The 21,498-nt window shown below is 35.3% G+C and carries 23 protein-coding genes and 2 pseudogenes; 9 read left to right on the top strand and 16 right to left on the bottom strand.

The features are described 5' to 3' along the window. Positions 1–19 precede the first annotated feature (19 nt). Genes AC1DEF_RS07500 through pxpA form a run of 5 tightly spaced genes read right to left on the bottom strand, consistent with a single transcriptional unit; the run spans position 20 to position 4,653 of the window. Positions 20–1,015, bottom strand: coding sequence for a 5-oxoprolinase subunit C family protein (locus AC1DEF_RS07500; protein ID WP_097823333.1), 996 nt, complete (start codon positions 1,013–1,015; stop codon positions 20–22). Then, on the bottom strand, positions 1,012–1,767 hold the full coding sequence (pxpB, locus tag AC1DEF_RS07495; RefSeq protein ID WP_097823332.1) for a 5-oxoprolinase subunit PxpB: 756 nt from the start codon (positions 1,765–1,767) through the stop codon (positions 1,012–1,014). The genes AC1DEF_RS07500 and pxpB overlap by 4 nt, the downstream gene beginning before the upstream one ends. Positions 1,768–1,784: 17 nt before the next feature. Beyond that, on the bottom strand, positions 1,785–2,576 hold the full coding sequence (locus AC1DEF_RS07490; protein WP_097823331.1) for a putative hydro-lyase: 792 nt from the start codon (positions 2,574–2,576) through the stop codon (positions 1,785–1,787). Positions 2,577–2,628: 52 nt separating this feature from the next. Further along, positions 2,629–3,867, bottom strand: coding sequence for an NRAMP family divalent metal transporter (locus AC1DEF_RS07485; RefSeq protein WP_035335539.1), 1,239 nt, complete (start codon positions 3,865–3,867; stop codon positions 2,629–2,631). Between the two features lie 24 nt (positions 3,868–3,891). Continuing rightward, a complete protein-coding gene (gene pxpA, locus AC1DEF_RS07480) occupies positions 3,892–4,653 on the bottom strand; it encodes a 5-oxoprolinase subunit PxpA (protein WP_043982608.1) in 762 nt (253 codons plus the stop codon). Positions 4,654–5,078: 425 nt separating this feature from the next. On the opposite strand from pxpA, the gene AC1DEF_RS07475 reads away from it, so the two are divergent. Next, complete coding sequence (locus AC1DEF_RS07475) at positions 5,079–6,641, top strand: alpha-amylase family glycosyl hydrolase (protein ID WP_097823330.1); 1,563 nt, start codon at positions 5,079–5,081, stop codon at positions 6,639–6,641. Between the two features lie 298 nt (positions 6,642–6,939). On the opposite strand, the gene AC1DEF_RS07470 is transcribed toward AC1DEF_RS07475, so the two are convergent. From AC1DEF_RS07470 to AC1DEF_RS07445, 6 genes and pseudogenes are all read right to left on the bottom strand, one after another. Further along, positions 6,940–7,407 (bottom strand): CDI toxin immunity protein, encoded by a 468-nt coding sequence (locus tag AC1DEF_RS07470; protein ID WP_097823329.1) that lies wholly within the window; start codon positions 7,405–7,407, stop codon positions 6,940–6,942. Positions 7,408–7,512: 105 nt separating this feature from the next. Beyond that, the gene (locus AC1DEF_RS07465) at positions 7,513–7,839 is read right to left on the bottom strand and encodes a DUF6678 family protein (RefSeq protein ID WP_097823328.1); all 327 of its coding nucleotides are present in this window, start codon (positions 7,837–7,839) and stop codon (positions 7,513–7,515) included. A 51-nt stretch (positions 7,840–7,890) separates the two neighbouring features. Then, positions 7,891–8,238, bottom strand: a complete 348-nt coding sequence (locus AC1DEF_RS07460) for a hypothetical protein (RefSeq protein WP_097823327.1) — start codon at positions 8,236–8,238, stop codon at positions 7,891–7,893. Positions 8,239–8,261: 23 nt separating this feature from the next. Further along, positions 8,262–8,408: pseudogene (locus tag AC1DEF_RS07455) on the bottom strand (reverse transcriptase N-terminal domain-containing protein); the annotation flags it as partial. A gap of 644 nt (positions 8,409–9,052) precedes the next feature. Then, the gene (locus AC1DEF_RS07450) at positions 9,053–9,238 is read right to left on the bottom strand and encodes an aspartyl-phosphate phosphatase Spo0E family protein (protein WP_255255702.1); all 186 of its coding nucleotides are present in this window, start codon (positions 9,236–9,238) and stop codon (positions 9,053–9,055) included. Positions 9,239–9,585: 347 nt separating this feature from the next. Further along, entirely contained in the window at positions 9,586–10,407 is an 822-nt protein-coding gene (locus tag AC1DEF_RS07445; protein WP_097823326.1) for a MerR family transcriptional regulator, read from the bottom strand. A gap of 189 nt (positions 10,408–10,596) precedes the next feature. Here AC1DEF_RS07445 and AC1DEF_RS07440 point away from each other — a divergent pair, with 189 nt between their 5' ends. The 4 genes and pseudogenes from AC1DEF_RS07440 to AC1DEF_RS07425 form a co-directional block, all read left to right on the top strand. Continuing rightward, positions 10,597–11,478 (top strand): ABC transporter six-transmembrane domain-containing protein, encoded by an 882-nt coding sequence (locus tag AC1DEF_RS07440; protein ID WP_097823325.1) that lies wholly within the window; start codon positions 10,597–10,599, stop codon positions 11,476–11,478. A gap of 104 nt (positions 11,479–11,582) precedes the next feature. Further along, on the top strand, positions 11,583–12,134 hold the full coding sequence (locus AC1DEF_RS07435) for a GNAT family N-acetyltransferase (RefSeq protein ID WP_097823324.1): 552 nt from the start codon (positions 11,583–11,585) through the stop codon (positions 12,132–12,134). A 419-nt stretch (positions 12,135–12,553) separates the two neighbouring features. Next, entirely contained in the window at positions 12,554–12,721 is a 168-nt protein-coding gene (locus AC1DEF_RS07430; RefSeq protein ID WP_176521215.1) for a hypothetical protein, read from the top strand. A gap of 249 nt (positions 12,722–12,970) precedes the next feature. Beyond that, positions 12,971–13,129 (top strand): annotated as a pseudogene (locus tag AC1DEF_RS07425) (YdhK family protein); the annotation flags it as partial. Between the two features lie 150 nt (positions 13,130–13,279). Here the strand turns inward: AC1DEF_RS07425 and AC1DEF_RS07420 are convergent. From AC1DEF_RS07420 to AC1DEF_RS07410, 3 genes are all read right to left on the bottom strand, one after another. Beyond that, on the bottom strand, positions 13,280–13,363 hold the full coding sequence (locus AC1DEF_RS07420; protein ID WP_471876883.1) for a hypothetical protein: 84 nt from the start codon (positions 13,361–13,363) through the stop codon (positions 13,280–13,282). Between the two features lie 72 nt (positions 13,364–13,435). Then, a complete protein-coding gene (locus AC1DEF_RS07415; protein WP_043978945.1) occupies positions 13,436–13,873 on the bottom strand; it encodes a ferritin-like domain-containing protein in 438 nt (145 codons plus the stop codon). Positions 13,874–14,259: 386 nt separating this feature from the next. After that, positions 14,260–15,600 carry an aminotransferase-like domain-containing protein gene (locus tag AC1DEF_RS07410; protein ID WP_097823323.1) on the bottom strand — a complete coding sequence of 447 codons (1,341 nt, stop codon included), beginning with the start codon at positions 15,598–15,600 and terminating at the stop codon, positions 14,260–14,262. Positions 15,601–15,720: 120 nt separating this feature from the next. Between AC1DEF_RS07410 and AC1DEF_RS07405 the strand changes: the two genes are divergently transcribed. Next, complete coding sequence (locus tag AC1DEF_RS07405; protein ID WP_097823322.1) at positions 15,721–16,641, top strand: DMT family transporter; 921 nt, start codon at positions 15,721–15,723, stop codon at positions 16,639–16,641. A 449-nt stretch (positions 16,642–17,090) separates the two neighbouring features. After that, complete coding sequence (locus AC1DEF_RS07400) at positions 17,091–18,095, top strand: DUF3231 family protein (RefSeq protein ID WP_097823321.1); 1,005 nt, start codon at positions 17,091–17,093, stop codon at positions 18,093–18,095. A gap of 147 nt (positions 18,096–18,242) precedes the next feature. On the opposite strand, the gene AC1DEF_RS07395 is transcribed toward AC1DEF_RS07400, so the two are convergent. Next, positions 18,243–18,677 (bottom strand): hypothetical protein, encoded by a 435-nt coding sequence (locus tag AC1DEF_RS07395; RefSeq protein ID WP_053215305.1) that lies wholly within the window; start codon positions 18,675–18,677, stop codon positions 18,243–18,245. A gap of 268 nt (positions 18,678–18,945) precedes the next feature. Here AC1DEF_RS07395 and AC1DEF_RS07390 point away from each other — a divergent pair, with 268 nt between their 5' ends. Further along, entirely contained in the window at positions 18,946–19,965 is a 1,020-nt protein-coding gene (locus AC1DEF_RS07390; RefSeq protein ID WP_097823320.1) for a DUF3231 family protein, read from the top strand. Positions 19,966–20,472: 507 nt separating this feature from the next. On the opposite strand, the gene AC1DEF_RS07385 is transcribed toward AC1DEF_RS07390, so the two are convergent. Continuing rightward, entirely contained in the window at positions 20,473–20,793 is a 321-nt protein-coding gene (locus tag AC1DEF_RS07385; protein WP_097823319.1) for a MazG nucleotide pyrophosphohydrolase domain-containing protein, read from the bottom strand. Between the two features lie 99 nt (positions 20,794–20,892). Between AC1DEF_RS07385 and AC1DEF_RS07380 the strand changes: the two genes are divergently transcribed. Next, positions 20,893–21,474, top strand: a complete 582-nt coding sequence (locus AC1DEF_RS07380) for an LOG family protein (RefSeq protein WP_097823318.1) — start codon at positions 20,893–20,895, stop codon at positions 21,472–21,474. Positions 21,475–21,498 lie beyond the last annotated feature (24 nt).

Raw genomic sequence — 21,498 nt, 5'->3', positions numbered from 1 at the left:
TTGTCACTCCCGTTTTGTGTTATTTAGTTGACGCAAGGTTAATAGCAATCTTCAACTCTTGAAGCATCTGTTCTTTTTCTAAATAGATTTTTTCCGCTTCATGAAGCGAAATGTGAGAAAAATAAATGGATTCTCCGGGCTTTACTTGAGCTAAAAGCGGTAAATCCGCTGTGATGACTTGAGCAATTTTAGGGTATCCCCCCGTGGTTTGACGGTCTGCTAACAGGATGATGGGATTTCCATCCGGCGGGACTTGAACAGAACCTTGTGAAACGGCTTCAGACAATAACTCTTTTTTTTCTTGAAGCTGAAGAGAAGGTCCATCCATTCGATAGCCCATTCGGTCTGATTGATTCGATACTTTAAAAGGCCCTTTCGTAAAATAACTTTTGCTTTCAGGTGTAAATAAGTCGTATTGACTGCCATTAATAACACGGACACCTGGTTTCTTTGTAAAGTGAACAAGTTCCTTATAATTTACGGACCATGAAGAAGTATATACCCCGTTTATCAGTTCATTTGAAACAAAAGCAGGCTTTGAAGTAGCAGGAACTGATAGAGATAAAACATCGTCTGTTTGTAATGCTCTTCCTTTGTAGCCGCCAATTTCACCTCTTAAATACGTACTTTTACTATTTAACACTTCACTAATAGCAAATCCTCCTGCTACAGATAAATAGGAACGACACCCTGTTTTGCAAGGACCAAATGATAAAGTGCTTCCTTTTGGAATAAATAAAGGTTTCCACATAGGTACTGGCTTTGCGTTGATCGAAGGAGTTAAATCTCCCCCTGTAATCGCTACTAAACAATCGCTTTCTATTTCAAGGGTAGGCCCCATTAGCGTAACTTCAAGTCCCGCTTCATTTTCATCGTTACCAACTAGTAAATTAGCAATTCGGAGGGAATAAGAATCCATTGCACCGCTTACAATTACACCGTGCTGCTGAAACCCTCTTCTTCCTAAATCTTGAATGCTCGTTAATAACCCGGCTTTACTGACTCGCATACTCATTTTTCCCCCTCCTTTGCCTGTAGTTCTTGATACTCTTCTTTAGAGATAGGCTCGAATTTTACAATATCTCCAGCCTGCAGCAAACTTGGTGGGTTTTGTTCCGGTAAAAACAGTTTAATAGGCGTTTGCCCAATTAATTGCCATCCTCCGGGAGTGGAAATAGGATACACCCCTGTTTGCATTCCCGCAATACCAACCGATCCAGCAGGAATAGAGGTGCGAGGAGACGGCCGGCGAGGCGTAGCAATTCTTTCAGATAACCCTCCGAGAAATGGAAATCCAGGAGCAAATCCAATCATGTATGCTAAGTATTCGCCTTCAGAATGAATACTAATTACCTCTTCAGTTGTTAAGTTATGGTGACGAGCGACATATTCAAGGTCAGGTCCATACTCTCCGCCGTAGCAAACTGGAATGGAAACCGTACGATGGTTTAACTCTTTTTCTGTCTGTTCATTCTCTAGTTTACTTTGAATGATAGAAGACACTACTTCAAAAGGAGAAACAAATTCTTTTTTCTCCTTCTTTTTCACAGCTGCTACAACTTCAAGGGGGTTATAAAAGATTGTCAGGTTCGTAAATGCCGGCACGCATTCGATAAATCCAGGAAAAGGATTTAATTCTATCGAATCTTTACACGTTTTAATTTGTTTATGAATGTCGTATTGAATGCTATCTCCAAACGTTATAACAAGCGCTGAGTCGCCAAGCGGAGAAATAACAGCTAACGCTTTTGTTACGGTTTGATTCATATCTACACCTCTTTCTTTTATAAAACACCTAGTTTTTCATCTCGAATATCTGTGATAAACATATGCCCCGGAGCATGTGTAATCATAATAGAAGGTTTTGTTTCCATTGCTACTGCTTGAGGGGTTACACCACAAGCCCAAAATACGGGCACTTCCCCTTCCTTAATCGGAACAGCATCGCCAAAATCCGGAGAGTGAAGGTCTTCAATTCCTATCGCAGCGGGATCTCCAATGTGAACAGGTCCTCCGTGCACAGCTGGAAAACGTGAAGTTACTTGGGCTGCCCGTACTACATCTTGTTGAGGAATTGGACGCATACTAACTACCGTCGAGCCGTGGAATATTCCCGCTTCAGCGCATGAAATATTTGTTTTATACATAGGAACATTACAATTTTCTTCAATGTGACGAACAGGTATGTCATTGTTTAAAAGCGCGTGTTCAAATGTAAAGCTGCAGCCGATAAGGAAAGCTACCATGTCTTCTGTCCAGTAATCTGTGATATCGGTTACTTCTTTTACTAGTTCCCCATTTTCATAGATTCGATACTTGGGAATGTCTGTACGAATATCTCCCGACGGAGCAGCAAACTTTGGCACCGGTGATCCAACGTCCGTGACATCTAAAAGAGGACACGATTTAGGGTTACGCTGACAGAACAATAGAAAGTCAAAGGCTTGTTGCTTTGGTAAAATAGCTAAATTAGCTTGAGCATAGCCGTTTGCCATGCCTGCTGTTGGTTGAATAAGCTGGTTGTTACGGATTTGCTGACGAAGTTCAGCTGGAGTTAGTTGTGAAAGGGTTGTCATATTTCTCTCTCCCATCATTGCCCACACTCAACTTACGTGCGGGCACATTGTTTTATTTAAATAATTGAGGAAGTTGATCCATCAACGTATAGCCGCCCATTAAAGCCATTACAATAACGACAAGTACACCAGAAATGGTAAGCCATAAAGGATGTTTATACTCGCCAACGATGCTTTTTTTGTATGCAGCAACCAGTAAAGTCCCAAGAGCGATCGGCAGAATTAATCCATTGATTGCTCCAACTAAAAGAAGAACTTTTACAGGTTTTCCAATTAAGACAAATGACAGAGTTGAAATAATAATAAATCCAATAATAATCCAGTTTGAGTTTTTATTAAGTTTTTCACTAAACGTTTGAATAAACGAAACAGAGGTATAAGCAGCTCCTACCACAGACGTAATAGCGGCAGACCACATAACAATACCAAAGATTTTATACCCGACGTTTCCTGCTGCGAGCTGAAACACGGATGCTGGAGGATTGGCTGGGTCAATTTGTAAACCTTTAGACACAACGCCAAGTACAGCTAAAAACAAAGCGATTCGCATAACGGAAGTGATAAGAATTCCTGTTACAGAACTTTTTGTTACTTGAGGTAAAGAATCGATGCCTTTTACGCCGGCATCTAAAAGACGATGTCCACCAGCAAAGGTGATATAACCACCGACTGTTCCTCCAACAAGCGTAACGATCGCAATGATGTCGATTTTGTCAGGTGTAAAAGATTTCACTACAGCTTCTCCAACGGGAGGTGAAGTGGTAGCGGCTACATATAGCATCAGCCCAATCATGACAAAACCTGCAATTTGCGTGAAGCGATCCATTGCTTTTCCAGCTTCTTTTACAACGAAGATTAATACAGCAATAACTGCACTAATTGCAGCGCCAGCTGTTGGAGAAATACCCGTAATCGCATTTAATCCAAGCCCCGCACCGGCAATATTTCCAATATTGAAAGCAAGTCCTCCAATAACAATTAAAATAGCGAGCACGTATCCTAATCCAGGAAATACCATATTGGCGATTTCTTGTCCTCGTTTTTCAGAAACGGCAATAATTCTCCATACGTTGGTTTGAGCAAAAATATCAAGAATAATTGAAATTAAAATAACGAATCCGAAGCTTGCAGCTAAATTTTGTGTAAATACGGTAGTTTGAGTTAAAAAGCCTGGTCCAATAGCCGATGTGGCCATTAAAAAAGCGGCTCCAAGCATTAACGTCCAGTTTACTTTAGGCGCAGCCGAAAGCTTTTGCTGAGGTGTTGATTTTTTAATTGGCTCCAATATCATCTTCCTCCTGATTGTATGTAGTTTTTATTTTGAAATAGCCTTAACTACCACTTCTGATGCTCGTAAAGAACGGTTGACATGACGGGCAAATTCAAGTGCGTGAGCTCCGTCTCCATGGATGCAAATCGTATCTGCCTGCAATTCTACATCCTTACCTTGCTGAGATTTTACCTTCCCTTCTTTCACCATTGTAATAACTTGAGAAACAGCTTCGTCGTCATTTTCAATTAAAGCATTCGGTTCTGTACGAGAAGTGAGAGAACCGTCTAACTGATAGGTACGGTCTGCAAATACTTCGTTAGCCGTCTTTAAACCAATTCTGTTACCTGCTTGAATCAGTTCACTTCCAGATAACCCAAATAAAATCAGCTCAGGATTTACGTTGTAAACAGCTTTTGCTATTGCTTCAGACAACGCTTCGTTTTTAGCAGCCATGTTATACAGTGCACCGTGAGGTTTTACATGCTGCATTGATAACCCTTCTGCTTGCAAAAAACCGTTTAATGCCCCAATTTGATAGATCACGATATCGTAGGCTTCCTGAGGTGAAATATTCATGTTTCTGCGTCCAAAACCAATAAGGTCCTGAAGACCAGGATGAGCCCCAATTTGCACTTTTTTTTCAGCGGCCAATTTTACCGTTTTTCTCATAACGCTCGGATCCCCTGCGTGAAATCCACAGGCAACGTTCACAGACGTCACGTGCTCTAAAATGGCTTCATCATTGCCAATACGATAAGCACCAAAGCTTTCCCCTAAATCACAGTTTAAATCTACTTTACTCAATGCATTCTTCCCCCTTAACCCCTTTAATGTAAGCGTAATCATTTGCAGATAGTAAATGAAATTCAAGCTTTATTATCTGCATCGATACTTTAAGTTCCGTTTTTCGGAACCATAGTACCGTTTTTCAGTTATATTTGGATTTTAGCACGAGATGATGAATTGAACAACAACATTGTCAGAATATTTGACATAGTCATTATTTTCACTTGGATAATAATCCCTTATTTTATTGCTATCTTCTATCTATAGCCTTAATATAACGCAGCCGCTTAATGTCATTAGACACAGTAAATAACTAGGTTGTCAGAATAATTACTAGTTCAAAATAATCAAAATGAAATTTTCGTTGTAATCGTTTTCAAATAGGTGCTATATTTCAATTGTAGTCAATTTATGCAAACGATTGCAAAAAAGGGGATGAAACGATGAAAGGGAAAAAATGGACAGCTTTAGCTCTAACACTGCCGCTGGCTGCTAGCTTATCAACAGGTGTTCACGCCGAAACTGTACATAAAGGTAAAGCTCCAACAGCAGATAAAAACGGTGTCTTTTATGAGGTGTATGTAAACTCTTTTTACGATGCAAATAAAGATGGACATGGTGATTTAAAAGGTCTTACACAAAAGCTGGACTATTTAAATGACGGAAATTCTCATACAAAGAATGATCTTCAAGTAAACGGGATTTGGATGATGCCAGTCAACCCTTCTCCTAGCTATCATAAATATGATGTAACGGACTATTATAACATTGATCCGCAGTACGGAAATCTGCAAGATTTTCGCAAGCTGATGAAAGAAGCAGACAAACGAGACGTAAAAGTCATTATGGACCTTGTTGTGAATCATACGAGCAGCGAACACCCTTGGTTTCAAGCTGCGTTAAAAGATAAAAACAGCAAGTACAGAGATTACTATATTTGGGCTGATAAAAATACCGACTTGAATGAAAAAGGATCTTGGGGACAGCAAGTATGGCATAAAGCTCCAAACGGAGAGTATTTTTACGGAACGTTTTGGGAAGGAATGCCTGACTTAAATTACGATAACCCTGAAGTAAGAAAAGAAATGATTAACGTCGGAAAGTTTTGGCTAAAGCAAGGCGTTGATGGCTTCCGCTTAGATGCTGCGCTTCATATTTTTAAAGGTCAAACGCCTGAAGGCGCTAAGAAAAATATCCTGTGGTGGAATGAGTTTAGAGATGCGATGAAAAAAGAAAACCCTAACGTATATCTAACGGGTGAAGTATGGGATCAGCCTGAAGTGGTAGCTCCTTACTATCAATCGCTTGATTCCCTATTTAACTTTGATTTAGCAGGGAAAATTGTCAACTCTGTAAAAGCGGGAAATGATCAAGGAATCGCCACTGCAGCAGCGGCAACGGATGAGCTGTTCAAATCATACAATCCAAACAAAATTGACGGTATTTTCTTAACCAACCATGACCAAAATCGTGTCATGAGTGAACTGAGCGGCGATGTGAACAAAGCAAAATCAGCTGCTTCTATCTTACTTACGCTTCCTGGCAACCCGTATATTTATTACGGTGAAGAAATTGGCATGACCGGTGAAAAGCCTGATGAGTTAATCCGTGAACCGTTCCGCTGGTACGAAGGAAACGGACTTGGACAAACCAGCTGGGAAACACCTGTATATAACAAAGGCGGCAACGGCGTGTCTGTAGAAGCACAAACCAAACAAAAGGATTCTTTGTTAAATCATTACCGTGAAATGATTCGCGTGCGTCAGCAGCATGAAGAGTTAGTAAAAGGAACGCTTCAATCTATTTCAGTAGACAGTAAAGAAGTTGTTGCCTATAGCCGTACGTATAAAGGCAACTCGATTAGCGTGTATCATAATATTTCAAATCAACCTGTAAAAGTATCTGTAGCAGCGAAAGGTAAATTGATTTTTGCTAGTGAAAAAGGTGCTAAAAAAGGCAAAAATCAGCTTGTAATTCCGGCTAATACAACGGTTTTAATAAAATAATAGAAAACACCTTCAAGTGATTACCTGGTAATCACTTGAAGGTGTTTTTTCATAAAAAATTAGCATGAGAACATCATCAGAAATTAGTGTAAACATAATTTCTACTGCTAATCTAATTAGTTCATAAATCTTCATAAATAATCTCTTTCTCTTCTTTATCATGAGGAAAAGGCAACGCAACATACATCGTTATCTTTTCTTTCTCACTTTCTGCCCATATTTCTCCTTGATGAAGTTCGACAATTCGTTTGGCAACGGTACCCCTTTTTTGATTTTATAACTGTTAACATAAAATACGTTATCGGAAATTGTCTAAGGAACCTATTCTAATTTCTCCGTCATGATAAATTTCTATTACGTATTTATTTTCTACATAAAGAAAAGTATCGCTACTTACAGCTACAACATCATCATATACGCTTAAGATGTTCTCAAACTTCGTCTTTAGCACAGGGAAATTGTCTGTACTCCAATATATCTCAAGATCATCGTTATTTATTAAGCTTTTTACATCTTCTAAATAAGTAATTACACAGTATTTATCAAATTTATCCCATTCTATCCTTCCGTAAAATGTGAATGGAACCTCTTTTTGAAACGAGCAATACCTTTCTTCACTTTTTTCAGGAGAATATATAATAACGCCTTTACCTAAAGCATTTACACATTCTGAAAAAAGAGGATCTTTATTCTCTTTTTTCTCTAACCTCTTTCTCTTTGCCAATAGAAACTCTAATCTTTTTTGTCGGTCTTGTTTTTTCATCATACAATACCTTTCCTCATATTTTTTGTCTTATTTGGAGGTCAAAAAATAGTTAGTATGAGATGAGATTCTAGTTATCATAACTGGGATTATAAGAACCATTAGCTATTATAAATAATCTATAGAATTATTGTTTTTAACGTAGCCATAAACTTTTATAACATCATCTTTTGTTTCTCCTGGTATGTTAATTGTTCTAAGTATATTTATTACCTGACCCTTCTCTTCTAAATTTTCAATCTTTATTTCTAACCACTCAATGTTTTTATAATTACCTTTGAAATGATAAAACCAATCTCCATCCCAATTACTTATATATTTAGTTTTGAAATCCTGTATTCTCCAAATTGTATTTATAGAACAATCGTTCATTGCATTTCTAATTTCTTGCCATTTAGTGTTATTCATTACTAATTGATATTCATAAGAACTCATGAAAAAACCACTCCCTTAGTTATCCTAAGCGTGTTATCGGTAGTAGGTAGGCTAAAACTTAATGTCTATCCACTTTCCGTTTACGAATTCCTCATAAGTTCCCCATTGAGGAGTACAAGTATTTATATCCTTAATTCTTACTGGTTTAATAATATCTTCCTGATAATCCTTAGTTGGATTTGGTACATAAATCCAAGAAGCTATACTATCTTTTTCTTTTGAAAATTCCTTGCTAAAAAAGTCTTCAGCTTCTTGTAATGTTTCAAAACTATAGTCTCCAATTGAAGGTACATCATCTGACGTATTATAAAGAAACATATTTACTTCATCTTTGATGTCCACTATCATAACTTTCTTAATGTCATTTATAGGCATATCTAATATTATGTATTTTCTCATTAAATCTCCTTACTAAAGGTGTGTTTCCTTACTTTTCTTTGTTGATTTTGTTGTTTGGCACGATAAATTCTTTGTCGTAACTTCGTTACATATTTTTGTATAATACTCCAATCAATAGAGTACCAACCTTTATGCGAGACGTGCGCCGACGCTCGTAGAGAGGTATTCATAACAGCACGCTCCTTTTCGTTAGAAGATAGCCACAAATTTATTTTCGTGTTGAAGACCCATGAGAAGTGGGCGCTCTTTCGAGCCTGTCACTGCCTGTTAAGACGACAGTATCCGTCCAGTTATACAGTGTTTCTGCTTTCCTGTCCCTTTTCAGGGTAACGGCTTTGGCTTTTTCTCATATCCCATACCCTCTGCCACATCGTTTGACTTTGCAGTCATCCTACTGCTTAGGCAGATGACATAGGGCTTACCAAGTTCCACTTTTTACAGATGCGATAGGGGTAGGTAGGTTCTTTACTCCGGGCAAGATGCGGGACGCATCAGAGCAGCATTATGATTCTGCTTTTCCTCTTGCCAATACCCAAGCAAAACTATGCACTATCTTGAGCTAACGCTTACGAAGCTTACAAACCTTCACGTTCGTTTACCGTACCTATCTTCTCCTAGCAGTGTTCTGGACCATGCATTTGTCCTCTGTTTCCACATTTCCGCATGCAACCCACGAGCCCGTTACCAGGCCCGCAGTTTTGGATGGGGATAGTTTTTGCGTCTAAACCAGTGGCGTAAGCCACACTATATAAAAGCGACTTCTTGTCGCACCATAATTCAGATTATCGGAAAACACATGCAAAAAAGCCCTTATTTATGAAGTAAGGACTTTTTTTAAATGAATTTCTTCTAATTCATTTAACTTCATATCCAATTCTTGACTTACCTTTACCGTGTTATCACTTACAAGTCCTTCCTTTAAAGCAGTATATATCATAATTTCCCTAATACGCTCTATTTCTTCTAATAGGACTTCCTGTGTTACATGTTTATTTCCCATCCCCATCATCACCTAATAAATTCCCATGTTAAATATTGTTAAATTTCACACTAACTTTTTATAACGTATTTTTCAACACTCAAATTTTCACAATTTGGATTACTATTAAAAATCGATGATTTGGGAAGACGAAAACTATAATTTTTATAAGTAATAGCTAACATACTTTATTAAAAATAGTTTTAACTATTAAATATATTGTAGAAAAACTAGTCAAGATACTGAGAAGTATCTCCAGTCTAGAACCTCATTAACCTATAGAAAAACCCCCTACGGAAATAGGAGGTTTTTTGCTTTTTAAACCTTTAGTGACCATGGTGTTCATTGCCTATATAAACTAAAACCTGTTAGTAGCTCTGAATTTGAAGTTGAATTCTTGTAATTGAATTCTCAATTCCATCCGCCGACACCTCATCAATCACGTATTCCTCATATGCATACTCGCCTATTTTTAGCCCTTTTTCTTCAACAAACTGAATCATTCGATTGTAAGCATGCTCAGTTTCGGCACCTTTTTGATACCCAACAGCATATAGTCCCCGGGGACGTGTGTGATAATGGACTTTTTCTATCCCTTCTGGAATTTTGACATATAAATGTTTGTAATTGTAAAACTCTTTTTTTTGGATTTGTTCTCTCGCAAGCAGTGCTCCAATTGGATATCCTCGATCTAATTTATGGAGTTGAATATAATGAATAAGCTCCGGAATAACCGTAGTATATTTTTGTTCGGCCTCTTCTAGTATATTTTCACTTATCATAAAGTTTTCCTCATCTAAAGACTGCAATGAAATAGAAGAAAAGTCGGTTTGTAAGGCATGTTCTGCTAACTGTAAACGCGTTTGAATAATTGCTTGTAAGTGATTAAGATTTTTAATTTTTTCTTCAATTTCAAAAGACTTCTCCTTTAAAAGTGTAATCATATTTCTTGGCTTTTTATCTGTTAGGAGAATTCTTATCTCTTTTAATGGGATACCAAATTCTTTAAATAAGGCAATCAATTGAAAGACTTCAAATTGATCATACGAATAGTACCTATATCCATTCTCTTTTTTAATTTTAGGTGAAAGTAACCCTATCTCATCATAATGAAACAGAGTTTGCTTTTTCACATGACAGAGATTCGCGAATTCACCGGTAGTAAAGTACTTTTCCAACTCTTCACTCATAAACTCCTCCTTGACTATACGGTAACCATATACTTTATGATGTTCATTGTACTGGAAAGGAGATATAAACAGCAATGATAAGTCCTTTACTCTTTTTAATTAGATGAAAAGGCGAATTGATGAATGTGAAGGTAAAGAAATAAATAGAATTAAAATTTGTTTAATTAAAGAAAAGGAAGAGTTGAAAAGATGCAAACGGTAAAAAAGACAAAATCCCCTGTCAGTCAACTCCTTCGAAGTATATGGTCAAAAAACCGTAAAGGAATTAGCCTTACGTATATACTCACCATTATTGAAAATGTTTGTGATCTCCTTTATGCTGCAACAACTGGTTTTGCAATCGATGGTTTGCTTAAAGGGAATCCTGCTAGTCTCATACCACTTGCTTTACTATGGATCCTTCACCTAGGAGTTGGCTTGTTTAGGCATGTTTACGATACAAAAGTATTTGTTGGAATTTATTCTAATGTAGCTGGAGAAATGGTGGAGCGTCAGCGTGCTGATGGAGTAAAAGGAACTCGAATTGTAGGACGCGTCTCATTGTCTCGAGAGGTAGTAGATTTCTTTCAGATGGAGTTACCAGCAGTTGCAACAACGGTTATTCGATTTTTAGGTGCTATTATCATGTTATTTTTTTATGATTGGTTCATTGGGGTCTTAAGTTTATTGGCACTCATTCCAATACTAATTATAAACAAGTGGTTTGGCCGTCGTTCTTATCGTTTGAATCATGCACTTAACAACCGGATTGAAGAAGAGGCAGATATAGTCGTTCATCGTCCACTTACCATTGTTCAAAAACATTTTGCACGATTACGTTTATGGCGTGTTGCTATTTCTAACGCTGAGGCCAAAACATGGGGGACGATGGAGATTGTCGTCATTCTCTTAACCCTAGCTACACTCCTTAGACTTACAGGTGCTGAGGGTACTACGGCTGGTGCTATTTATGCAGTTCTGGCTTATATTTGGATGTTCCAAGAGGCAGTAATCGGGCTTCCTGAAATCGTGCAAAACATCTCGCGTGTTCTTGATATTGGTGAACGCGTTGCTGAAGATGCTCACAGCTAAAATCACAAAAGCTCAGCAACCATTATTGTTACGTTATCCACTAAATTATTGTTGTTGTCTTTTCAGAGAAATAAATTCATAAATATAGGTTAGGAGAATTTTTGATGAAAAAAATTGAAACTGATCGACTACTATTGAGAAATTTTTCTAAAGAAGACTCTCACGGTCTTTTGGAATACTTGGCTAATCCAAAGGTAAGCTGCTTTCTTGAAGACAAAGTTCACACAATAGAGGAAGCTGCCTCAAAAATTCAAAAAAGAAAAAAAGACGACTCTTTTGTTGCAGTCTGCTTAAAAGGCAATAATTATCTAATAGGAGAAATATTCTACTTAAAGGAAGCTCCAAATACTTATTCCATTGGTTGGCATTTTAATGCTGAATATGAAGGGAAAGGGTACGCAAGCGAAAGTGTGAAAGCATTCCTTAATTATCTATTTACTCAAAGGGATGCAAGAAGAATCTATGCATACACTGAGGAGGATAACTATAAATCGCAAAAACTCTGTGAAAAATTAGAGATGCGTAAAGAAGGGTGTTTTGTTGAGTTTATTTCGTTTACTAAATACGAAGATGGAACACCTAGGTATGAAAATACTCTTCAGTATGCATTATTAAAAAAAGAGTGGATAAAAAATATTTCTTCTAATGGACTCTGAGGAAAAGGTATCTTCTTACTTCATCTAGATAAACGGAATTAGTGTTAAATTCAGTGATATTTAGTAATATAAAGTTAAGGAAATTTGTAGAAAAGGCCCATATTTGTCGTCAGTTAGTGTAAATAATAAAACTTTAATAATATATGAAATACTTTAATATTTACATAACAGATTATAATGAATAGAAAAAGTTATTCATTGTAATTATATTGGGTTACAGGATTTTCTTTTAAAGATATATGTATATGAATCTATAAATCTGGCCAGACTAATAACATATTCCCCCTATTCCAATAAATTTGAAAATCCTTTGCCTATATCAGCAAAGGATTATTTTTTGGAATATTCCTTTTATTGGTTGTTAATCTAGATAAAAGGGAATTAAGTATATTAATAGCACATAAAGGAGATATACATTGGTGATAAATTACGGGTACTATACTGGATCCCTGTTCGTCAGGGAATTAGAACGTTTAAAAGAAGAATATATTCAACTTGATATGGACGATATGAAAGTAATGATGAAAGAAGACATTTTACTTTTAAAAAAAGCAATGGATATGCTGTGTAGGAATAAAGTGCATTAAATTGAGCAAACTACCCAAGACGCCGTGAGGTATCTACCACTAAAATCATATTCGTATTCCCAACAGGACAACCTACTGTACAGGAGCAGTAGGTTATTCTGTTTTATAGCTGTATATTTTATACTTGTTTAGTTAACATAGAGCCTCTTTTCGGAACACACGCCAAAAAGAACCCCTTGCACCACAAGGGTGTTACTTCAGCTAAGCTTTTTCTCCATTATTACTTTGACTAATCTAGCTTAACAGAATCTAGAAGCAGACCATATGAAGGGTATGAAAGGTGCCAAAGCCACTATTGATTCAGCTGAAAAAACAACTGTGTATATGGTTGATTACACGCCAACTACTGGCGGCAAAAAAGTAAAAAATCATAAATGGGTAACAGAAAGCGAACTTTCTGCTAAATAATGATTGAGTAATTATTGTAATGTTTAGATGAGAGAGAAGCATCGGTATTGTAACAAACATACAAAAAGGAGCAAACTATTTGTTTGCTCCTTTTTGTATGTTATATCGTTTAACCTATGCAACTAATTTTTTAAACTCACCTGCACATTCTTAATCAAGACGGATATACTCCACCATCATGCCAACATTTTCTTCCTTTAAATAAGCATCATAACAGTAATTACAAGTAGTCATACATTCATTATTCTCTTATAGAAGTAAATAACAAAGAGATCAACTCACTGTTGATCTCTTTACGTACACAATTTAAAGGTTCGTGTAAAAATATAAAAACCATACAGCATGATTTTGTTCGTCTGCTGCAGCCCGTCGAAAGGCTTCTTTAGTATACACATCTTGTGCTTTATCTGAAATATCTAGATAGAAGTCTACCGTTTCTTGTTCATCTTCAATAGCAACTTGCAGCCCTTCTTTATAAGTATTTGGACACTTCTCTGAAACGCTGGCTTCAAACTGTTTACCTGTTAGGTTTGCATAAATTGTAGAGAATGTTTGATAATGCTTAATTTCGTCTTTTCTTATCTCTAGAATACGTTCACGCTCTTTTTTTGTGGGTGCAATCTTAGCTAGTTGCTCGTAACAGATAATAGCGTTATACTCCCCATTAATAGCTTTTTCAATATCATTAATTAAAACGGGATCAACTCTCATATAACTATAGGTTGGAAATTGAGGATATGTCATGTCTACCTCCTTATTCGAATCAAAATCTAATATAGTGTATGTTATAAAATCATAAGAATAGAACCTTTTTAGCAATTGATACATTTACTAGATAAGTATAAAGTATTGAAAGAAATATTATAAATAAAGGTATAACTCTACATATCTCCAAGAGAAGGCTATAAAAGCAGGATTAAACCTGCTTTTTTCTTTTATTCATACAACCTTGAGAAAAAACATGATGTTCATTCTAATTAATATCATGTTCACTTTTAGTTAACATAAAACAAATTACCGGTAGGAATAAATATAAAAGGCACGTGAGAAAAATGTACATCATTATAAGAATAATACTTTTAAGTCTCTTCTTCTTAAACAGTGTTAAAGGCCTTAATTACATTAAGTAATTAAAAGAAATAGTTATCTCTTTTTTTTAAAGCACTTGCAATTTTTTTGACTCCTTCTTCAACTCGGTGATTTTCAACATTTGACACATTTAACTTTAAAACCCGTTCTTTGTGAAAGTTGGCTAGATAATTACTTTCAACTGAATCCAGATATACACGCTGTTCATATAAATAACGAATAAATAACTTCATATTTACTTGTCTAGGTAACAAAATATGACCATGCATAACTATTTCTGACGATGACTCGTAATTAGCCAGATGATTTTGCAGTGATTGATGAAGAACTTCGGCACGTTTATGGTAAATACTACTTACTTTTAATTTATTATGTTTAAACATACCGCTTTTTATATAAAGATATAGTGCAGCTTGTGAAATCATAGAGCTATCTATATCTATGGTCGTTCTAAATTTTTGAAAGGTGTTAAGAATAGTGGTAGGAAGAACGGCTAGACCAATTCTTAAACCTGGAAACATGATTTTTGAAAAGCTCTTTAAGTAGATAACCTGTTCTTTAATATCCTTTGCAAAAAGAGGATCATTCTTTGTGTTATATTCAAAATCTGCTAAATAGTCATCTTCTATAATATACACATTGTATTTATAAGCTAACTGTAAAATAGCTTCTTTGTCTTTTTTGCTATATGACGTTCCTAAAGGATTATGGAAGCGTGGCATTGTATAAAAAAATTTAATCTCTTCTTCATTGAATATTTTTTCTAATTGCTTTAGATCAATACCTTGTGCTGTACGTGGAATCCCTATTGTACGAATTCCATATGTTTTCAACATATCCATATACAAATGGTAACTAGGTTGTTCAACTAAAATAGTAGATCCGTTATTTGGAAATGGCATCATGCTTAGTAAAGCGAGTGCCTGCTGAACCCCTGAAGTGATGAAAATCTGTTCAGATTTCGCAAATACTTGATAAGATTCTAAGAGTTTTTTAGCTTCTGTAATTAATAAAGATAAACCTTTTGGTGTTCCATAACGAAACAATTCTTCTTGATATGTATCAATCGCTTTATTAATACACTGTTGAAAGTCTTTATAAGGAAATGCATGCCACGTTGGAGATGATGTTGCAAAATCAATGCCTTCAGTAAATGTTGGTACTTCGAAGACCTGATGTTCCACGACGTAATAACCACTCTTTGGAATGGAATAAATAATATGTTGCTCTTCTAATCGTTTTAAGGCAGCTAATATTGTACTTTTATTACAAATATATTGTTGCGATAAGCCTCTAATTGAGGGTAATTTTGCCCCTGCTGGAAAGTCTCCAGACTGTATCTTTTGAAGTAGGGATTGATAAATTGTTTCATATTTAAGCATAGTATTCCTCCAAATACACATCTGTACCGATACAGATGTGTATTTTTTATATCGTAGATACTGTTAGTTTCTCTTACTATAATGATAACCGGCCGGGTAAATCTAAAGGGGGTCATTCATATGGCTGAAAAGAAAAAAGCATATATAGCAGCACTTACTTATGCCATTATTATCGGATTATCATTTATGTTTGTCAAAGTTGCATTAATTATTGCTACACCTTTTGATGCATTAGCACATCGATTTACTATTGCTTTTATAGGGGTTACAATCTTAAAAGTATTAACGAAAAAATCATTAAAAGTAACCAAAAAGGATATAGGGATTATTGCCTTGTTAGCTATTTTATACCCCACTCTCTTTTTTGCTTTTCAGGTATTTGGACTAGTGAATATATCATCATCTGAAGCTGGAATCATTCAAGCAACAATCCCAATTTTCACATTAATCTTTGCGAGCATATTTTTAAAAGAAACATCTACATCTGGTCAAAAGATAGCTATTATTTTCTCGGTAGTAGGTGTGATATATATTATGTATATGAACGATATAGGAAATAAAAATCCTAGTCTACTAGGAAGTGGTTTGATTTTAATTTCCGCACTTGTATCGTCCCTATACAATGTATGTGCTAGAAATTTAACTCAACGATATTCCTTATTCACTATCACATATATAATGACTTTATTTGGTTTTATTACATTTAATGGTTTGGCATTGACAAATCATCTAATAAATAACACTATCCATCAATTTATGGAGCCTTTTGTTCATCTAGATTTTGTGATTGCAATTGTCTATCTAGGTTTATTATCATCTTTAGTCACGTCCTATCTTTCTAATTACGCCTTATCAAAAATAGAAGCATCTAAAATGAGTGTCTTCAGTAATTTTGCTACACTCATTACAATCTTGGCAGGAGTAATTTTTTTGAAAGAACAATTTCACCTTTATCATCTAGTCGGGGCCATTATCATTATTGCAGGAGTTATTGGGACAAATTACTTTGGTACAAAAGGTAAACACAGTGAAAAAGCCTAGTTTCTTTTTAGAATATATACAAGTCTAGTTACCATAATGGATTTTATAGGAAACCATAAACAAATAGCAGCTTAATTCAAGCTGCTATTTGTTATACATACTTTTCCTTTATCTGAGCATTCTACTTAAGAAAAGCTGAAATATTCACTCTATATATAAAGGTGGATTCATATAAATGAATGGTAAAATTCATAAAGTCTTTCTTACAATTTTAGGTATTTCTGCTATTCCCTTTGCTATTCTCTTTCTTACAGACCAGTTAGTTAGGATAACCAATAGAAAAGAGCTACCTTAGATCTGGTAACTTTTTCTTTTTGGACTATATCTACTACGAATTTCTAGTTACCACAATGGATTTTATCGGAAATTACATGCTAAAAACCTTATTTTATTAAGAAAAAATTCATATCTATTAATAAGTTAGTAAATATTATCCAAGAGGTGATAATTTGGATAAGAATAAGTTAAAACTCACATCTTCCGAAATAGGAACACTATGGGGAGAGTATGTAAACGGAACGATGACAGATGTAGTAAATCGATATATGTTCTCTATTATTGAGGATGAGTCAATAAAGATCGTTTTTGAAGATGCTATCAAGACCTTCGCAAAACAAAAGAAACAAATCGTAGCTTTTATAGAAAAGGAAGGGTTTCCAGTTCCAATTGGATTTACTGAGTCCGACCTCAATAAAGGTACTAAAAGATTATTCACTGATATATTCTGCTTGAATTATTTACATATCATGACGTTACATGGCTTGCTAGGACATACAACTTCATTAGGTGTTTCTGTCAGAGAAGACTTACGCCACTTCTACGATACATGTGATAATGATGCAAAAAGGATGTATCATCAAACGATTGAATTATTACTTGAAAAAGGGGAGTTTCAGAGGGACCCTTATTTTTATCCTGCTACGAACCCAGAATTTATTTCTAGCCAGGATTTCACGGATGGTTTTTTCGGAAAAGGAAGACGTTTAACGGCAATAGAAATCATAAGTATTTCTTTCAACCTTAAAAAAAGCATTATGGCTAAATCTCTTTCCATTGGATTTAGTCAGGTCGCTCAATCAAAAGAAGTAAGAAAATTTTTAGAGGCGTCGGAGAAAACAGCTGATGATCAAATACAATCCTTTTTAAAAATCATGCACGCAGATAATTTACCCGTTCCTAAATCGTGGGAGACAGAAGTAACAACTTCAACAGACTCTCCTTTTTCTGATAAATTAATGATGTATCATATTGGTTTCTTATTCCAAGCTGCACAAGCATATCACGGAACAGGTTTAGCATCAGCCATGCGAACAGATCTTGTAACAACTTACGAAGGCACCATTCTCAAAAATCTAATGGTAACAAAAAAATGGTTTAATATTATGGTGAAAAACAAATGGTTAGAACAACCACCACTTGCTCCTAACAGAAAAGAAATTGCAAAAGAGAAATGAGAAAAAACATCCATACAGGTGGATGTTTTTTCTGTTTTTCGGCAGTATACGATATGCAAATCTAGTTAACATAATGTACCTTCTAGGAAATAAAACAGAAAGGGCTTCAAATAGATATGAGGCCTTTATATTTATATAAAGAAAAGCTTATTTCTTTAAGATATTATGCTTTACTAAACTTCGATAATAGCTATAAATAATAAAATACGCCATTAAATAACTAATAAAAGTTCCAATAATATTCCATCCATTAAAATACTCTACTTTTCCTAAGATTAAACCAATGCCTTCAAAGCCTGTAGTAAAGAAAGTAAAACAAAGTAAAAGGATAATCGTATTAATCTTTTTTTTCATCTTGAAATAAATTAAAAAAGAAGATAAGACAGGATAGAAACCCATATTTAAAGGGAGTGCTGATAAGCTTAAATCTCTAAAAGTCGGTTTGAATTGCCAGAAGTAATTACTGCCCCAATCATTTAGTATAAAAGCTACTGTCATTCCTATTGGTGCAATTAAAAGAACGATTATAGGTTCTTTTTTGTATAATATGAAACCAAAAATCCAAGGTACAACAAATCCCATAATAGTATTTACTAGTATTTCCTCTCTTCTCCTCTCACTAAGTTAATCTCTTATTAGAATTGTCTTTCCCTGCATACGATATACAAAGTTAGTTTAAATAATGTCAGTATTCGGCAATCAATTAATGAGAAACCCTTAATTCATTAGCATATTTTCATAATAGCTTCCTTTCATTTAGGGTTCTATTCCTACTTATCCTCATCTTTATTCATAGGAAAAAATTTATTGGAGAAAATAATACAAATTATTAGAGTATGGAGGAAGTTAAGTGAAAGAGAAAAATCAGATTAGGCTAACCTCAGCAGAAATCGCTCAATTGTGGGCTCAATACTTAAGTGACAGTGCTAGTCAGTGTATATTACTTTATTTTTTAGAAAAAGTAGAAGATGAGGAAATCAAACCTATCATTGAATATGCTGCACAATTATCTAGTAGACATATACAAGAAATAGCTAACATACTGACTGAAGAGAAACATACGCTTCCCCAAGGATTTAAGGTAGAAGATGATGTTAATTTAACGGCGCCCAGACTTTATTCAGATACATATGTATTACAATTCATTCATCAAATGTCCAAGATTGGCCTAACAAGCTATGCGGCTAGTTTATCTTCAACAGTAAGAAAAGATATTACAGATTATTACAAGTCATGCCTAGTAGATACCATGACCTTATTTGAAATGTCCAAGGATACATTATTAACAAAAGGGCTATATGTCAGATCTCCTTATTTCCCCAATTTAGATCATGTTGATCTTGTTGAGAAGCAAAGCTTTATATGGGACCTTTTTGGAGAAAAAAGACCTCTTACAGCAATAGAAGCAAGTAATCTTTATGCAAATACGCAAAGAAATGCGTTAGGTATTGCTACTCTAATGGGTTTTAGTCAAGTAGCCAAGTCAAAGGATGTTACACAATTCTTTATTAAGGGCATTGAAATTGCTAAAAAACATGTTCAATTGTTTAGTGAAAAATTAGCAGAGAGTGATATTCCTATCGCTGTATCATGGGCTGTAGAGGTAACAAATGTGACAAGTCACGTCTTCTCAGAAAAATTAATGATGTATTATGTTGCTGCCTTAAATGCGTTAGGTATAGGTTTCTATGGTACTTGTATAGCTCAAAGTCCTAGAATGGATTTAGGGGTCATGTATAACAAAATGTCCGTGCAAGTACAGATTTATTCAGAAGATGGAGCCAATATCATGATTAAAAACAAATGGCTAGAACAGCCTCCATTAGCTTCTGATAGAAAAGAGCTTGCAAATAAGAATAATCAATCCTAACTTTGAACAAACTACTCAAGACGCCGTGAGGCATCAGCCAACAACTACAGCTAAAAAGCAGAAAAAACTACTACTTCTCTCCGTCGGCGTAGTTTTTTCTGCTTTTTAGGCTGTATACGCTATACAACCTTAGTTAACATAATGTCTCTTCAAGGAACCAAGCAAGCAAAAGAACCCTTGCGGCAGTAGGGTTCAGCTAAGGATTCTTTTGCTTGAGTATGCGTCTTTTTATACATCGTTGATATGACTACGTTCTTTGGGTAGTTGAAAGAAACGAGAATGTATAAAAAGAGCTCCTTTTATACATATGCAATATCTCACCAGAGATAGCTTTTTTTAGGAAAAAATGTTAATATATAATTCCATAATGATGATGTTCAAAAGGCAACCTCTACTGAAGACCAGAGGTTGCCTTTTAATTTTGCTTACCTTTTGATTAAACAAATTATAACCTAATACTATATTTTAGATATGTACATGTATATTTCACTTTTATCACATCTATATTTATCTATTAGAATAACGCTCTGCAAGCTTCTCTTTATGTGAGCTAAATATTTCTTCTAAAGAAATATCATAATTGTTAGCAATAACAATCAAGTTACCTAACACATCTCCTAGTTCTTCCGTTAATTCTTTCTTATTTTCTTCCAAAGTTCCAGTTACTTCATCTGGTCGATCCCTTCCGATTTCTAAAGCCCTAATAGCTCGTGCTACTTCACCTGTTTCCTCGGCAAGAAAACCAATTCGAATAAAGATATCTAAATCTGACCAACCTCTCATTTTGTAGTAGTCCTTTACCCATTGTTGAAATTCTGTTACGTTCATTAAATGGTTCCACCTTCCTTTTTTAACTTCAACTAAGTTTACCAAATCATCCATTATTATGTATAATCAATAACGGTGATTACATAGGAGGGGATCTTTATGAAAAGAATAGCTGTATTTTGTGGATCAAGTAATGGAGCATCTGACCTTTATATTCAAGGTGCAAAGGATCTGGGAAAAGAACTTGCTAAACGTAATATTTCGCTTGTATATGGTGGAGCAAGTGTTGGAGTAATGGGTGCTGTGGCTGATGCTGTGTTAGAAGCTGGCGGACATGTCATTGGCGTCATGCCTACTTTCCTTGAAGAAAGAGAAATTTCTCATAAAAACCTGTCAGAACTTATTGTTGTTGAATCTATGCATGAGAGAAAAGCCAAGATGGCTGAACTTGTAGATGGATTCATTACGTTACCAGGCGGTCCAGGTACATTAGAGGAATTCTTTGAAATTTTCACATGGGCTCAGTTAGGGTTACATCAGAAGCCTTGCGGATTATTGAATATTAATGATTATTACACACCACTTATTTCTTTATTTAATCATATGACAGAAGAGCAATTTCTACAGGAAAAATATCGTTCTATGGCTCTTGTAGATACAGAACCACAAGGTTTATTAGATCAATTCAATACATATCAACCTCCTTCAGTTAAAACATATATCACAAAAGCTCAAAGCTAACAAAAGAACAGGATTAGTTACTAT

The sequence above is a fragment of the Priestia sp. 10L35 genome, assembly GCF_056395685.1.
Note: the sequence above shows the minus strand (reverse complement) of the source record. Positions and strands in the feature narration are given on the sequence as shown.

Coding starts and splice junctions, on each gene's coding strand:
- AC1DEF_RS07500 (WP_097823333.1), bottom strand. CDS start 1,015: ATGAGTATGCGAGTCAGTAAAGCCGGGTTATTAACGAGCATTCAAGAT.
- pxpB (WP_097823332.1), bottom strand. CDS start 1,767: ATGAATCAAACCGTAACAAAAGCGTTAGCTGTTATTTCTCCGCTTGGC.
- AC1DEF_RS07490 (WP_097823331.1), bottom strand. CDS start 2,576: ATGACAACCCTTTCACAACTAACTCCAGCTGAACTTCGTCAGCAAATC.
- AC1DEF_RS07485 (WP_035335539.1), bottom strand. CDS start 3,867: ATGATATTGGAGCCAATTAAAAAATCAACACCTCAGCAAAAGCTTTCG.
- AC1DEF_RS07475 (WP_097823330.1), top strand. CDS start 5,079: ATGAAAGGGAAAAAATGGACAGCTTTAGCTCTAACACTGCCGCTGGCT.
- AC1DEF_RS07470 (WP_097823329.1), bottom strand. CDS start 7,407: ATGATGAAAAAACAAGACCGACAAAAAAGATTAGAGTTTCTATTGGCA.
- AC1DEF_RS07465 (WP_097823328.1), bottom strand. CDS start 7,839: ATGAGTTCTTATGAATATCAATTAGTAATGAATAACACTAAATGGCAA.
- AC1DEF_RS07460 (WP_097823327.1), bottom strand. CDS start 8,238: ATGAGAAAATACATAATATTAGATATGCCTATAAATGACATTAAGAAA.
- AC1DEF_RS07450 (WP_255255702.1), bottom strand. CDS start 9,238: ATGGGAAATAAACATGTAACACAGGAAGTCCTATTAGAAGAAATAGAG.
- AC1DEF_RS07445 (WP_097823326.1), bottom strand. CDS start 10,407: ATGAGTGAAGAGTTGGAAAAGTACTTTACTACCGGTGAATTCGCGAAT.
- AC1DEF_RS07440 (WP_097823325.1), top strand. CDS start 10,597: ATGCAAACGGTAAAAAAGACAAAATCCCCTGTCAGTCAACTCCTTCGA.
- AC1DEF_RS07435 (WP_097823324.1), top strand. CDS start 11,583: ATGAAAAAAATTGAAACTGATCGACTACTATTGAGAAATTTTTCTAAA.
- AC1DEF_RS07420 (WP_471876883.1), bottom strand. CDS start 13,363: ATGACTACTTGTAATTACTGTTATGATGCTTATTTAAAGGAAGAAAAT.
- AC1DEF_RS07415 (WP_043978945.1), bottom strand. CDS start 13,873: ATGACATATCCTCAATTTCCAACCTATAGTTATATGAGAGTTGATCCC.
- AC1DEF_RS07410 (WP_097823323.1), bottom strand. CDS start 15,600: ATGCTTAAATATGAAACAATTTATCAATCCCTACTTCAAAAGATACAG.
- AC1DEF_RS07405 (WP_097823322.1), top strand. CDS start 15,721: ATGGCTGAAAAGAAAAAAGCATATATAGCAGCACTTACTTATGCCATT.
- AC1DEF_RS07395 (WP_053215305.1), bottom strand. CDS start 18,677: ATGGGATTTGTTGTACCTTGGATTTTTGGTTTCATATTATACAAAAAA.
- AC1DEF_RS07385 (WP_097823319.1), bottom strand. CDS start 20,793: ATGAACGTAACAGAATTTCAACAATGGGTAAAGGACTACTACAAAATG.
- AC1DEF_RS07380 (WP_097823318.1), top strand. CDS start 20,893: ATGAAAAGAATAGCTGTATTTTGTGGATCAAGTAATGGAGCATCTGAC.